Annotated in this window: 16 protein-coding genes; 5 read left to right on the top strand and 11 right to left on the bottom strand. The window is 56.2% G+C overall.

All coding sequences use genetic code 11. The annotated features are described in order from the left end of the window. Window positions 1-159 precede the first annotated feature (159 nt). From flgD to flgB, 3 genes are read right to left on the bottom strand one after another with little or no spacing between them, the layout of a single operon-like run. Entirely contained in the window at window positions 160-837 is a 678-nt protein-coding gene (flgD, locus tag AC2FC2_RS19710) for a flagellar hook assembly protein FlgD (RefSeq protein ID WP_490659756.1), read from the bottom strand. 12 nt (window positions 838-849) lie between these two features. Then, window positions 850-1,254, bottom strand: coding sequence for a flagellar basal body rod protein FlgC (gene flgC / locus AC2FC2_RS19705; RefSeq protein WP_037418983.1), 405 nt, complete (start codon window positions 1,252-1,254; stop codon window positions 850-852). Window positions 1,255-1,265: 11 nt separating this feature from the next. Beyond that, complete coding sequence (gene flgB / locus AC2FC2_RS19700; RefSeq protein WP_209635578.1) at window positions 1,266-1,673, bottom strand: flagellar basal body rod protein FlgB; 408 nt, start codon at window positions 1,671-1,673, stop codon at window positions 1,266-1,268. Between the two features lie 160 nt (window positions 1,674-1,833). Here flgB and flgA point away from each other — a divergent pair, with 160 nt between their 5' ends. From flgA to AC2FC2_RS19675, 5 genes are all read left to right on the top strand, one after another. Continuing rightward, the gene (flgA, locus tag AC2FC2_RS19695) at window positions 1,834-2,487 is read left to right on the top strand and encodes a flagellar basal body P-ring formation chaperone FlgA (protein WP_490659755.1); all 654 of its coding nucleotides are present in this window, start codon (window positions 1,834-1,836) and stop codon (window positions 2,485-2,487) included. Window positions 2,488-2,677: 190 nt separating this feature from the next. Continuing rightward, window positions 2,678-3,004, top strand: a complete 327-nt coding sequence (gene flgM / locus AC2FC2_RS19690) for a flagellar biosynthesis anti-sigma factor FlgM (RefSeq protein WP_209635583.1) — start codon at window positions 2,678-2,680, stop codon at window positions 3,002-3,004. A gap of 56 nt (window positions 3,005-3,060) precedes the next feature. Then, a complete protein-coding gene (locus AC2FC2_RS19685) occupies window positions 3,061-3,495 on the top strand; it encodes a flagella synthesis protein FlgN (RefSeq protein ID WP_490659754.1) in 435 nt (144 codons plus the stop codon). A gap of 119 nt (window positions 3,496-3,614) precedes the next feature. Further along, a complete protein-coding gene (locus AC2FC2_RS19680) occupies window positions 3,615-4,109 on the top strand; it encodes a type II toxin-antitoxin system RelE/ParE family toxin (protein ID WP_490659753.1) in 495 nt (164 codons plus the stop codon). Beyond that, window positions 4,090-4,392 (top strand): helix-turn-helix domain-containing protein, encoded by a 303-nt coding sequence (locus tag AC2FC2_RS19675; protein WP_209635587.1) that lies wholly within the window; start codon window positions 4,090-4,092, stop codon window positions 4,390-4,392. Before AC2FC2_RS19680 ends, AC2FC2_RS19675 begins: the two co-directional genes overlap by 20 nt. A gap of 4 nt (window positions 4,393-4,396) precedes the next feature. Here AC2FC2_RS19675 and AC2FC2_RS19670 read toward each other — a convergent pair whose 3' ends face one another. From AC2FC2_RS19670 to AC2FC2_RS19635, 8 genes are all read right to left on the bottom strand, one after another. Further along, window positions 4,397-4,801 (bottom strand): flagellar protein FlhE, encoded by a 405-nt coding sequence (locus AC2FC2_RS19670; RefSeq protein ID WP_209635589.1) that lies wholly within the window; start codon window positions 4,799-4,801, stop codon window positions 4,397-4,399. After that, window positions 4,801-6,879: a flagellar biosynthesis protein FlhA gene (gene flhA / locus AC2FC2_RS19665; protein WP_265553892.1), complete on the bottom strand. Its 2,079-nt coding sequence runs from the start codon at window positions 6,877-6,879 to the stop codon at window positions 4,801-4,803. The genes AC2FC2_RS19670 and flhA overlap by 1 nt, the downstream gene beginning before the upstream one ends. Then, window positions 6,872-8,023, bottom strand: a complete 1,152-nt coding sequence (gene flhB, locus AC2FC2_RS19660) for a flagellar biosynthesis protein FlhB (RefSeq protein WP_209635593.1) — start codon at window positions 8,021-8,023, stop codon at window positions 6,872-6,874. The genes flhA and flhB overlap by 8 nt, the downstream gene beginning before the upstream one ends. A gap of 174 nt (window positions 8,024-8,197) precedes the next feature. Next, the gene (gene cheZ / locus AC2FC2_RS19655) at window positions 8,198-8,842 is read right to left on the bottom strand and encodes a protein phosphatase CheZ (RefSeq protein WP_037418947.1); all 645 of its coding nucleotides are present in this window, start codon (window positions 8,840-8,842) and stop codon (window positions 8,198-8,200) included. A 10-nt stretch (window positions 8,843-8,852) separates the two neighbouring features. After that, the gene (gene cheY, locus AC2FC2_RS19650; protein ID WP_012145701.1) at window positions 8,853-9,242 is read right to left on the bottom strand and encodes a chemotaxis response regulator CheY; all 390 of its coding nucleotides are present in this window, start codon (window positions 9,240-9,242) and stop codon (window positions 8,853-8,855) included. 86 nt (window positions 9,243-9,328) lie between these two features. Continuing rightward, a complete protein-coding gene (locus AC2FC2_RS19645) occupies window positions 9,329-10,378 on the bottom strand; it encodes a protein-glutamate methylesterase/protein-glutamine glutaminase (protein WP_209635595.1) in 1,050 nt (349 codons plus the stop codon). After that, window positions 10,378-11,250, bottom strand: a complete 873-nt coding sequence (gene cheR, locus AC2FC2_RS19640) for a protein-glutamate O-methyltransferase CheR (RefSeq protein ID WP_037418939.1) — start codon at window positions 11,248-11,250, stop codon at window positions 10,378-10,380. The genes AC2FC2_RS19645 and cheR overlap by 1 nt, the downstream gene beginning before the upstream one ends. A 28-nt stretch (window positions 11,251-11,278) precedes the next feature. Beyond that, window positions 11,279-12,904: a methyl-accepting chemotaxis protein gene (locus AC2FC2_RS19635; RefSeq protein ID WP_209635597.1), complete on the bottom strand. Its 1,626-nt coding sequence runs from the start codon at window positions 12,902-12,904 to the stop codon at window positions 11,279-11,281. Between the last annotated feature and the right edge of the window lie 69 nt (window positions 12,905-12,973).

Here is a 12,973-nt window from a genome sequence, read left to right as displayed (position 1 = left end):
GTTTAGGCATCCATACCCGTCATACTTCAAGCTGCAGGTGTGCAGACCGCCTTGACTCACCCGAATCGGCTACCTGAGGAAGCGCATCGGGAATCGTTCAGTGGCCGCCCCTGCGACCCGAATTATTTTGGGTATAACCGAGTGAAATACATTGTTGTGCTATAAGATCTGTCGAACATCTTCCAGTGTGGCGCTACCCGCCAGACCAAGATCCAGCTTGGCACCGTTGCCATCGCGGATTACGCCCTTGACCATGCCAAAATGCAGGCTGCGGGCCACCAGCTGTTCGCCATTGCCCTTGGCGTTGATCGCCACTTTGTAGGCACCGTCGGGCGCGGCACTGCCGTCATCCAACGAGCCATTCCATGTGAACGAATGCACGCCGGCGGTCAGACCGCCGATCTCAATGGTACGTACCACTTGTCCGTTAGCATTGGTGATGGTCGCGGTGACCTGGTCTGCGGCACGTTCCAACTCAACGCCAAATGGCGTGGTGCTGACCTTGCCCTCTTTGCTGCCGGCCAGAATGTTGCTGCCGGGGACCATCACGCCATGGCCGATCAACGCAGTGGCCTGCAGAGACTGGTTGCTGTTGATCTGCCCGGAGATCGACCCCAGTGTGGTGTTGAGTTTCTCGATGCCCTGAACGGTATTGATCTGTGCCAACTGGCTGGTCAGTTCATTGTTCTGCATCGGGTTGGTGGGATCCTGGTTCTTCAGCTGCGCCACCAGCAGTGTCAAGAAGCTGTTGTTCAGATCCTGGCTGTTGGTGGTTTTGCTGTTAGCCCCGATAACGGTGTTATCCAGCGTTTCATTCGTCGTTGCGGCAATAGCCATGGTGATCTCCGGTTATTGACCCAACGTCAGGGTTTTCATCATCATCGACTTGGTGGTGTTAAGCACCTCGACGTTGGCCTGATAACTCCGGGAGGCAGAAATGGTGTTGACCATCTCGCCTACCACGTCGACGTTCGGCATACGTACGTAACCCTTGGCATCGGCCAGCGGATTACCGGGCTGATACACCATGCGCTCCGGTGCGGGGTCATCCACCACTTGTGCCACTCGCACACCGCCCGTTGGCTGCCCAGGTGCGGCCGCCACTTCGAACACAACCTGTTTGGCACGGTAGGGTTGACCGTCCGGGCCGGTCACACTGTCGGCGTTGGCCATGTTGCTGGCACTGACGTTCATGCGCTGCGACTGTGCGGACAGCGCAGAGCCTGAGATATCAAATATATTCAGTAATGACATGAACCTTATCCTTATTGCAGCACCGACATCATCCCTTTGATCTGACCGTTAATTAACGTCAGATCGGTCTGATATTTCAGGCTGTTATCGGCGAAATTGGTGCGCTCACGATCCATGTCCACCGTATTGCCGTCCATCGACGGTTGATCCGGTACGCGGAACAGCAGATCGAGTTGCGGTGGCTGCATGTTCTGCGCCGGGATGTGGCGTGCGGACGTCATATTCAGCGCAATACCACTGCCGCTGACGCGGCCCTGTTCCAGCACCTTATTCAGTTGGCTGGCGAAATCGATATCCCGCGCCTGATAGCCCGGTGTGTCTGCGTTGGCGATGTTGGCGGCCAGAATTTCCTGCCGCTGGGCGCGCAGGTTCAGCGCCTCTTGACCAAAGCGCAGAGCAGCGTCCAGTTTGTCGATCATGCTCCCTCCGCGAGGTTAGAATTTGGAGCCGACAGCATAAACGTCCCTTCCGCCAGCCTATCGTGGGAATAAGAGCAAAATGCGTCGCTATTTATCTGCTTAGCCTGCGCGCAGTCCGGGTACACTTACGCGCACCCTGATGGCTATTGAGGAAGCGATGATGAAAGGTAAAATGCGGCTGTTTGCCCTGCTGATGTTCAGCATGAACGCGCACGCCGACGATCTGGCGATGCAGATCGATCGCTTCATCAGCAGCCAGTTCAGTGGCAGTCCGGTGCAGGTCAAGGTGTTGGTGCGCACGCCACCATCCCAGTGGCCACAGTGCGAATTTCCGCAGCTTTCTCTGCCGCAGAGTGCGCGCAGATGGGGTAATATCAGCGTCTCGGCGCGCTGTGGGCAGGAACGGCGTTTTATCCAGACGCAGGTTCAGGTGATCGGGAAATACCTGGTGTCGGCGCGCGGCATCAGTGCAGGTCGCCAGCTTACGGCGGCGGACATCACGCTGAAAAGTGGGCGGCTCGACACACTGCCCCCACGGACATTGAGCGAACCCGGCAAGGCCCTCGGGGCCATCAGCCTGCGTAATATCAGCCCTGGCCAACCGCTGACCTTCGCGATGTTACGCCGGGCCTGGGTGATCAAGGCCGGTCAGTCAGTTCAGGTGACGGCACAAGGAAGCGGATTTAATATCACGGGTTCGGGCAAGGCGATGAACAATGCTGCCGCTGAAGACAGCATCCGCGTTCGCATGGCTTCCGGGCAAATTGTCAGTGGTATTGCCGGTGACGACGGCACTATCCGCATCACATTATAAAAATGTCTCCCCAAGATCATGGGCGTTGTCTCAATGCAGTCAACAAAGATGCAACTTCAAGCATGACGGGTATAAAGGTTTCTTAAAACCTGCCGATAAGAAAAACATAAGCAGTATTTTATTGGCCGCCAGGGCCGCAAAAAAATATCAGCCATTGCCTGCGCGGCGACGGCAACGATGGAGATTGACCATGAGTATCGATCGCACCCAACGGCTGCACCCCGTTCCGACGGTGCAACCGCGTGAAACGCCAGCTGAAAATCCACTTCAGCCGCGCAAGGCCGCACAGACAGAAAGCACCGTCAGCGGCACCCAGGTTAAATTGAGCGACGCGCAAGCGCGATTAATGCAACCGGGCACGCAAGATATTGATATGAACCGAGTGGATGCCATTAAACAGGCGATCCGTAACGGCGAGCTGAAAATGGATGCGGGCAAAATTGCCGATGCGCTGCTGCAAGACGTGCAAAACGACGCGCAGTGGATGTCAAACGGCAGCCCAACGCCAGAGGCTTAATCGGGCATTGCCGCCAGATTAAGACTCAGGGACTCTTTGAAAGGTGACTATTTGCAATGGATAATCTGGCGCAATTGATCAATAAGCTGCTGGAAACCCTGAATGCGCTGGATACAGTGCTGACGGAAGAACATGATTTGCTCTGCTCAGGCCAATTACCGGGTGTGGCGTTGCAACGCGCGACCGATGCGAAGAGCCAGTTATTGGCCACGGTAAACTATTTGGAACAGCAACGGCTACGCCAGGAAAGTGCACAAGGGCAGCAGGCCCCTTATTCTGCACATCCGTCCCTGGCAGAGGCATGGCAACACGTACAGAGGCTCAGCCAACAGCTGCGCGATAAAAACCAGCATAACGGTATGTTGCTCAATCAGCAGATCGACCACAACACCCAGGCGTTGGCGATCCTCGGCAAGCAAAATAAATCGCTTTACGGCCCGGATGGCCAGTCACGCAACACCAGCCTGCTAGGCCGAAAAATCGGCGTTTGACCTACGAGATGCCACCCGGTTGCCCTTCAACCGGGTGCTCTGCTTCTATTGCGATCGCACTCGCACTCTTATTCTCACCCTATCTTATTAGCCGCTTTTTATTTGCAGAGTGCTGCGCAATGCCGGCATTTGGACTTTTACCTTCCCAACGCCTTCCCTCACCCTGTGTTGGTTTTCAAATTACTTTATCTATACCCTTAAAGGGTATAATTTCACAGGGAGGATGGATAGCCGATATTTATCTCACCAAAACGTTTCAGGCATTCGCCGCTCATGAACGTATCAGCGACGCTACGGTGATTAAGGCCGCTCGTGAAATACAAAACAAACTGTACGATGCCAATTTGGGCAGTTGCGTGTATAAAAAACGCGTTGCCAGAGCCGGGGGTGGAAAACGCGGCGGTTACCGAGTGCTTATCGCTTTTCGGGATGAAGAACGCCTGTTTTTCATGCGGGGGTTTGCCAAAAATGAAAAGAACAATATCGCTAATGATGAGCTCGCCGGGTTGCAGTGTCTGGCTGCACTCTATCTGGATTTCTCGCCCTTCAGGCTTTATCCGTTGGTTAATGACAAGAAGTTGAGGAGACTGACCTATGAGCAAAATCCTTGCTGAGATCCATCAAGAGGTTCAGGAACTGCATCAGTCGGGTTTTGTCGACGATGTCACTATGCGAACCTTCAACATGCTGTGTTTACGCCCGGTAAAACAGTACACCGCTGCCGACATCCGCGCCCTGCGCGAGCGCGAAAACGTCAGTCAACCGGTGTTTGCCTTGCACCTGAACGTCAGCAAAAAAGCGGTGCAAAAATGGGAGCGCGGTGAAGCTGTTCCAAATTCCGCCGCAATGAAGCTACTTTCGCTGGTCGAACACAACGGGCTGGCAATCCTTGCCTAATCCGTCATTCGTAATTAACAATCACCTGATTGCTTATCACGCGCAGTGGCGGGTTTAGGCTACCGCGCGCCTGCACGTAATAAACAAAGCGCAGCTCGGCGTTGGCCGGTTCGCCCTGTAACCCGCTGCTGCTACCGCTGCCGCCGCCCAGCACAATACAGCGGGTTAAGGTGCAGAGCTGTGCTTGCATGCCCGCCGGTTCGCCAGCCAGCAGTTGGTAGCGCCAACTGACGCTGGTGATACGCGCATTCCCGTCCGGTAACGCATTAGGCGCACGTAGCCCTGGCGATTCCCCCCGCTCACCCCCGTATTCCAGCGTGGCGCCGACACTGTCGGCCACCCAGGAACCGGATATCGCCTGTACGCTCATCGGCGCCAGCAGGCAAATCAGCGCCAAAAGCCGTTTCATTAAGCTGCCCCTATCGTGGACGTCATACGGATTTGTCGATCGTCATTAATTTCCAGATTTGACAGCACCACAATCTGCGGCAGACTGCGGCGCAGGAAGCGTGCCAGCAGCGCCCGCAGTGCGTGGTTCACCAACAGTACCGGCGGGGCACTGAGCATTTCCTGTCGCTGGAGCGCCTGCCTGGCCTGTTCCAGTAAACGATCTGCCAGCCCCGGCTCGAGCCCTCCACCGCCCTGCAGCGCCTGCAATAACAAGCGCTCAAGTTGAGTATCCAAACCAATAACCTGAATTTCACCGTTGCCCGGGAACCACTGCTGGGTTATCGCCCGTCCCAATGCAACGCGCACCACGGTCGTCAACTCATAAGGATCGGTTTGCGACGGCGCATGCTCCGCCAGGGTTTCAATAATGGTACGCATATCGCGGATCGAAACCCGTTCAGCCAGCAGGTTCTGCAACACCTTATGCAACGTAGTCAGCGACACCACACCGGGCACAAAATCTTCGGTCAGTTTAGGGATATCCTGGGCGACACGATCCAACAGTTGCTGCGTTTCCTGTCGACCAAACAGCTCGCTGGCGAACTGACCAATCAAATGATTAAGGTGGGTGGCTACCACGGTACTGGCCTCAACCACGGTAAAGCCCTGGATCTGCGCCTGTTCGCGCAGCGCACTGTCAATCCATACGGCTTCCAGGCCAAAGGCAGGATCGGTGGTTTTGTCTCCGGCCAGCTCACCCACGGCGTTGCCCGGGTTGATGGCCAACCAACGTCCCGGCTGCGCTTCACCACTGCCTATTTCGACCCCTTTCATCAGGATACGGTAGCTCGCAGGGGGCAATTCCAGGTTATCGCGTATATGCACGACCGGCGGCAGGTACCCCATTTCCTGGGCAAACTTTTTACGGATACCGCGGATACGGCCGAGCAGCTCGCCGTTCTGCTGGAAATCCACCATCGGGATCAGGCGGTAACCGACCTCCATACCCAAAGGATCTTCCAGCTGTACGTCTGACCAACTGGCTTCCACCGCCTGCGGATTGTCCTGCGCTACCGGCACTTCTTGCACCTTCGGCGCTTGCTGATCGCGCCCGCGCAGCCACCAGGCTAGCCCTAACAGGCCTGCGGTGAACAGCAGGAAGACCAGGTTCGGCATTCCCGGGACCAGCCCCAGCAAACCCAGCACAGCCGCACTGAGTAACATGACGCGTGGATTGTTGAACAGTTGGCCAACCATCTGCTCGCCAACGTCCTGATCGGTGGCCACACGGGTGACGATAACACCCGCGGCAGTGGAGATAACCAATGCGGGGATCTGCGCAACCAGGCCGTCACCGATAGTCAGCAAGGTGTAAGTTTCTGCTGCAGTGCCCAGTTCCATCCCGTGCTGAAGTACGCCGACCAACAGGCCACCGACCACGTTCAACACCATGATCATTAAACCGGCTACCGCGTCGCCACGCACAAATTTACTGGCACCGTCCATCGAGCCGTAGAAATCAGCTTCCTGTGTGACTTCAGAACGCCGTTTTTTCGCATCCTCTTCACCGATCAACCCCGCGTTGAGATCGGCGTCGATCGCCATTTGCTTACCCGGCATGCCGTCCAGCACAAAGCGGGCGCCCACTTCGGCAATACGCCCGGCACCCTTGGTGATAACCATAAAGTTGATTAACACCAAAATGATAAACACCACAATACCGATGGCGAAGTTACCGCCGACCAGGAAGTGACCAAAGGCCTCCACCACGCGACCGGCAGCGGCTGAGCCGGTGTGCCCTTCCATCAGGATGATTCGTGTCGAGGCGACGTTCAGCGACAGGCGCAATAAGGTCGAGAACAGCAATATGGTGGGGAATGCAGCGAATTCCAGCGTACGCTGGGTGAACATCGCCACCAGCAGCACCATGATCGACAAGGCAATATTGAAGGTGAACAGCAGATCGAGGATAAATGCCGGCAACGGCAACACCATCATCGACAGGATCATCAGAATCAGTATCGGGCCAGCCAGCACCTGCCACTGCGTATCTTTAAAACTGCCCGGCAAACGAAGCAAGGCGGCTAAATTAGCCATCAGAGTTACTTTCTCCAGCAAAATCCAGTGCTTCCGGCACCGGTAAACGTTCAGGTTTTTTCGGGATCAATCCCCCTTCACGCCGCCAGCGTCTTAGCTGGTAAACCCAGGCCAGAACTTCGGCCACGGCGGCATACAAGGTAGCGGGAATGTGTTGTCCAATCTCGCTGTGCCGATACAATGCACGCGCTAACGGCGGCGCTTCCAGCATAGGGATGCGGTGCTCCGCACCCAGTTCGCGGATGCGCAGTGCAATCTCGCCGGCCCCCTTGGCCAGCACTTTCGGCGCGCTCATCTTTTTGTCGTTGTACTGCAATGCGACAGCGTAATGCGTCGGGTTGGTGACGATGACGTCAGCCTTGGGCACGTCCGCCATCATGCGTCGGCGAGCGATGGCACGCTGCTGCTGACGGATGCGCCCTTTGACGTGCGGATCACCCTCTTGTTCCTTGAACTCGTCACGGATGTCCTGCTTGGTCATCTTCAGCTTTTTGAAGTGGCTCCACAGCTGATAAAACACATCGAACGCCACCATTGGCGTCAGCCCAAGCACAACCAACAGGCCGCAAAAGATGATCATGTGCAGCGCGTTACCCAATGCATCGAGCGGTTGTTGCGTCACCAGATGCAGCATCGCTGCCCAGTTGTGCCACAAGAATAAACCGGTGATCCACCCGACCAACGTCGCCTTCAGGATGCCCTTCAGCAGCTCCGCCAGCACCTGGCTGGAAAAGATCCGTTTCAACCCCGACAGCGGGTTCATGCGCTTTAAATCAAATTTGAGTGATTTACCGCTTAGCAGCACGCCGCCCAGCAGCATAGGAGCCGTGAGCGCCACCAGCGTCAGCCCCGCCATGATCGGTAATAGCGCCCACACCGCCTGCCGCAATAGCATGCCCAATTGGTGCAACATCTGCCTGTCGTTGCTGACCATGCCGTGATCGAAATTCAGGCCCTGCGTCAACATTGCCGCCAGCTGTTGCGCCATGTTGCCGCCGGAGACCCAGATGATCGACAGCCCTGCCACCAGCATCAGAACGGATGTCAGTTCACGTGAGCGTGGGATCTGGCCATCTTCGCGCGCCTTCTCCACCCTGTGGGGCGTGGGGGCCTCGCTCTTTTCCAGATCGCTGTCTTCGGCCACGGGCGCGCTTCCTGTGCGGGGGGAATAAAATTGCGGTCAGCATGCCAAAAAAATGCCGATTTCATTGGCGGAACAGCGGGGAAAAAGACGGGTTATTTGAGGGATGAAGGTAAGTGGGCCATATCCTGTCGCTGAAAACATCAGGGACGCAGCCAGGCCGCGTCCCTGAGCGCGTTAGAAACCGAGGCTATCGAGCAGATCGTCGACTTGCGCCTGGTTGGCAATGACGCCGGCACCGTTTTGGTCGAGCTGCGGGCCATTGAGCAGGCTGTCGTTCGGCTTTTTCTCTTTCGCCGGCTGTTCTGGAATATTTTCCATCAGCACCATCAACAGCTGCTTTTCAATCTCCTGCACCACGTCCATCATGCGTTTGATCACCTGACCGGTCAGATCCTGGAAATCCTGCGCCATCATGATTTCCAGCAACTGGGCGTTAGTGAACGCCGTATGCTCTGGCACCTGTTCCAGGTACTGACGGGTGTCGGTCACCAACTCGCGTGCGTCGTCCAACTCAATGGGATCGGCAAACCAGTCGTCCCAGCGGCCCTTTAAGGCTTTAGCCTCTGACTCCAGCTCCGCCTGACGCGGCTGAGCCGCCTCAACGCAGTTCAACGCCCGTTCCGCCGCCTGCGCCGTCATGGTGACCACGTAATCAAGACGATCGCGTGCATCCGGGATTGCCTCTGCCGCCTGGGCGATCGCCTGATCGAGCCCCAGTTCGCGCATGCTGTCACGCAACATGCGTGTCAGTTGGCCAATGCGGGAGATTATCTCCCCCGCGGTTGCCGCATCGCTGGCAGGCATTGGAATGTCTCTCATCGCCCTCTCCTTACATGCCCAGTTTTTCAAAGATCTTATTGAGCTTTTCTTCCAGCGTTGCCGCCGTAAAAGGTTTCACCACGTAACCGCTGGCGCCAGCCTGAGCCGCCGCGATAATGTTTTCTTTTTTGGCTTCTGCCGTCACCATCAGCACCGGCATACTCGCCAACGCACCGTCAGCACGAATAGTTTGCAGTAATTCCAGACCGTCCATGTTGGGCATGTTCCAGTCGGAAACCACAAAATCGAAATCGCCGGCACGCAGTTTGTTCAGCGCATCCGCACCGTCTTCGGCTTCTTCTACATTGTTGAATCCTAACTCTTTCAACAAGTTTCTGACGATACGACGCATAGTGGAAAAGTCATCCACCACCAGAAACTTGAGGCTCTTGTCTGCCATTTTTATTCCTAACCTTTTAAATTATTCCAAACAATAGCCACCTCACGGCAGCCATTAGCGATAGCCCTATCAATAAGGGCATAAAATCAAATACGCAGCGCTTGGCCACCGGCAATTTGCGCCAGCATGCGCTGACTCATGCGATCCAGTTCCACCACTTCATTAACCCCGCCCGAGGCAATTGCCTCACGCGGCATTCCGAAGACCACGCAACTGGCTTCGTTCTGTGCCAGCGTATAGGCACCGGCACGGTGCATTTCCAGCATCCCTGCCGCACCGTCATTACCCATACCGGTCAGGATCACCCCCACCGCATTGCGCCCTGCATACTGCGCCACCGAGCGGAATAGCACGTCCACCGATGGCCGATGGCGATTCACCGCCGGGCCGTCGTGCAGCTTCACCTGGTAGTTGGCCCCGCTGCGCGATAGCTCCATATGCCGGTCACCCGGCGCGATATAAGCATGACCCGGCAGCACGCGTTCGCCGTCTTCGGCTTCTTTCACCGTGATCTGACAAAGCTTGTTCAACCGTTCGGCAAATGAACGGGTAAAGCCCGGTGGCATATGCTGAGTGATCAGCAACGCAGGGCTGGTCGCCGGCAGCGGTTGCAGTACCTGACGGATGGCTTCCGTTCCCCCGGTAGAAGCCCCAATGGCGATTAACTTTTCGCTGCTGAGCAAGGGAGCATGACTGAGGATCGCCGGTGCCGGGCTGTTAGAGCGCTGTGGTAACCGCGCCTTGGCCGCCGTGCGGATTTTTTCGGCAATCAGTTCGCTGTAAGCCAGCATGCCTTCGCGAATACCCAGCTGCGGTTTCGTCACGAAATCAACCGCCCCCAGCTCCAGCGCCCGCAAGGTAATTTCCGAACCTTTACCGGTCAACGAAGACACCATCACCACCGGCATCGGGCGCAGCCGCATCAGTTTTTCAAGGAAATCGAGCCCATCCATACGCGGCATTTCGACGTCCAACGTCAGCACCTGTGGATTAAACTTTTTGATCAGATCGCGAGCAACCAGTGGATCGGGAGCACTGGCTACCATCTCCATGTCGGAATGACCGTTGACAATCTCGGTCATCAACTGCCGCATAAGTGCCGAATCGTCTACGCACAATACTCTGATTTTATTCATTACCTCTCCTTGGTCAGGCCATACACGGTCTGCCCACGCAAGTAGAAATCCCGGCTGATCTGGCTAAAGTTCTCGGAGTGACCGGCAAACATCAGGCCCCCCGGTTTAAGCAAGGGTACAAAGCGGCGCAGAATGCGCTCTTGTGTCGCCTTATCGAAATAGATCATCACGTTGCGGCAGAAAATAGCGTCAAACTGGCCCGGCAGCGCCCACTCGGGAGCCAACAGGTTAAGTGACTGGAAGTTCACGCGCCCCGCCAGTTCAGGTCGTACCCGTACCAGTCCCTGATGCGGGCCGGTGCCGCGCAAAAAGTAACGCTGCATCTGCGTCGGCGTCAGGGTGCGCAAATCTTCCTGTCGATATACCCCCGCTTCGGCCTTTTCCAATACCTGGGTATCAATGTCACTGGCCCATACCTGGCAGCCAGTGGCACGTTGCCCCAGCACATCACTCAGGGTGATCGCAATCGAATAGGGCTCTTCCCCCGTCGATGCCGCAGTACTCCACACGCTATAGCCGTTTGGCCGCTGACGCGCATGCTCCGCCAGAATGGGGAAGTGGTGCGCTTCGCGGAAAAAGGCCGTCAGGTTGGTGGTCAACGCATTGATAAATGCCTGCCATTCGGCACTGTTTGGGTCGCTTTCCAGCAATGCCAGATAGTCGCCAAAGTCATTCAGGCCCAATAAACGCAGGCGACGCACCAAACGGTTGTAAACCATCTCTCGTTTGTGCTCCGCCAACACAATGCCGGCACGCTGATAAATCAGCTGGCTGATACGCCGAAAATGCACGTCCAGCAACGGCAAACGTTGCACCATCTGCGTCAGTAATGTCGCAGGGTCACGATGAGGAATCGACGGTGCCGGTTTCATACCATCTCACTTAGAAAAAACGGGCTGCTTATGCGGTTTGACAATCTGAGGCTTCCTTTACCACGGGTGAAACGGCGTCTTTCGCGTTAACAGGGGCAGCGAAGTTATCGTCCGCCAAGCGGAACACCGATACTGCGTCAGCCAGAGTAATTGCCTGATCTTCCAGTGCAGTCGCCGCCGAAGCCGCTTCCTCCACCAATGCGGCGTTCTGTTGAGTTACCTGATCCATCTGGGTTACCGCCTGAGTCACCTGTTCGATGCCGCGGCTTTGTTCGTCTGACGCGGAAGCGATCTCGCCCATGATGTCGGTAACCCGGGTGACCGAACGCACGATGTCCTGCATGGTGGCACCGGAATTTTCCACCAGTACTGAGCCTTGCTTAACACGGCTGACTGACTCGTCGATCAGGCCTTTAATTTCTTTCGCCGCCTGTGCACTACGCTGCGCCAGGTTGCGCACTTCTCCGGCGACCACGGCAAAACCACGGCCCTGCTCACCGGCACGTGCTGCCTCTACCGCTGCATTCAACGCCAGAATATTGGTCTGGAAGGCAATGCCGTCGATAACGCTGGTAATGGCGCCAATCTTCTGAGAACTGTTGGCAATGTCATGCATCGTGGTCACCACATCGCCCGCCAGTTCACCGCCCTTGGCTGCGGTCGTTGACGCATCCCGTGCCAACTGTGAGGCCTGACGTGCGTTATCGGCGTTTTGTTTCACCGTGGCGGTCAGCTGCTCCATGCTGGCAGCGGTTTCTTCCAGCGAAGCGGCTTGCTGTTCAGTGCGTGAAGAAAGATCGTTGTTCCCCTCAGAGATTTCCTGCAAGCCAATCAGGATCGACTCGGCACCGTCGCGCACCGCACCCACAGTGCCAATCAGCGATTGTTGCATCCGTTGCAGGCTGGCGAATAATTGGCTGATCTCATTACGCCCATACACCTGGATCGGCGTGGCCAAGTCACCGGCGGCAATGCGATCAAAATGGCTGCGCATAATATTCAGCGGCTGCACCAGCATGTTACGTAACCACCACATGGCGCTGCCGGTAACCACGACCAACATCAGCACGGCACCCGCCACAAACCAGCCGGACAGGGTGAACGAGCGTTGATTCGACGCATTGGCTTCGCTGACATTCGCGTTCACCAGCTGCAGATACTGAACAAAATCGGCTTCAAACAGATCCTGGGTTTTCTGCGTCGGCTGATCCATAAACGCCTGCAGATTATCGTTCTCCAGGAAGGTGATCAGCTCCCGCAGCGCGCTGCGCAGCCGGTCATAGCTTGCCTTGGTGGTTTCTGTCAGTTGTTGTTCCTGTTCGCTATTACGCGGCACCGCCAGGAACTGGTTAAAATAGAGGTCTGCTTTCTGCAACGAACTGCGCGCATTGCCCATCAGTGAATTCACCTGATCTTGCGGCAACTTGAGCGCTGAACGGGTACCGGCGCGGTTCAGCGTGTTGCGTGCCTGCAGTAACGACACCCAGCTTAAGCTAAGGGCGTCGCGCTGCTGGCTACCGAGGGTGATCAGGTTCAGATTATGGTTATCGGAACGGAAAGCGGTATACGACAAGCCGCTGGTGGCCAACTGCATAACACAAAAAGTCATCAACAACAGAAACAGACTGGTAGAGACGCGGATTCGGTTAAACACTGTGAACCTCCTTGCAGCCGGCCGATGGCCAGCTTACGACGGGGAATAGGCCTCCCCCAGAGACGGAAG

The sequence above is a fragment of the Serratia sp. CoH_122_TC_1 genome, assembly GCF_058191755.1.
The sequence above is the reverse complement of the archived record's forward strand: the minus strand, read 5'-3'. Positions and strand labels throughout refer to the sequence as shown.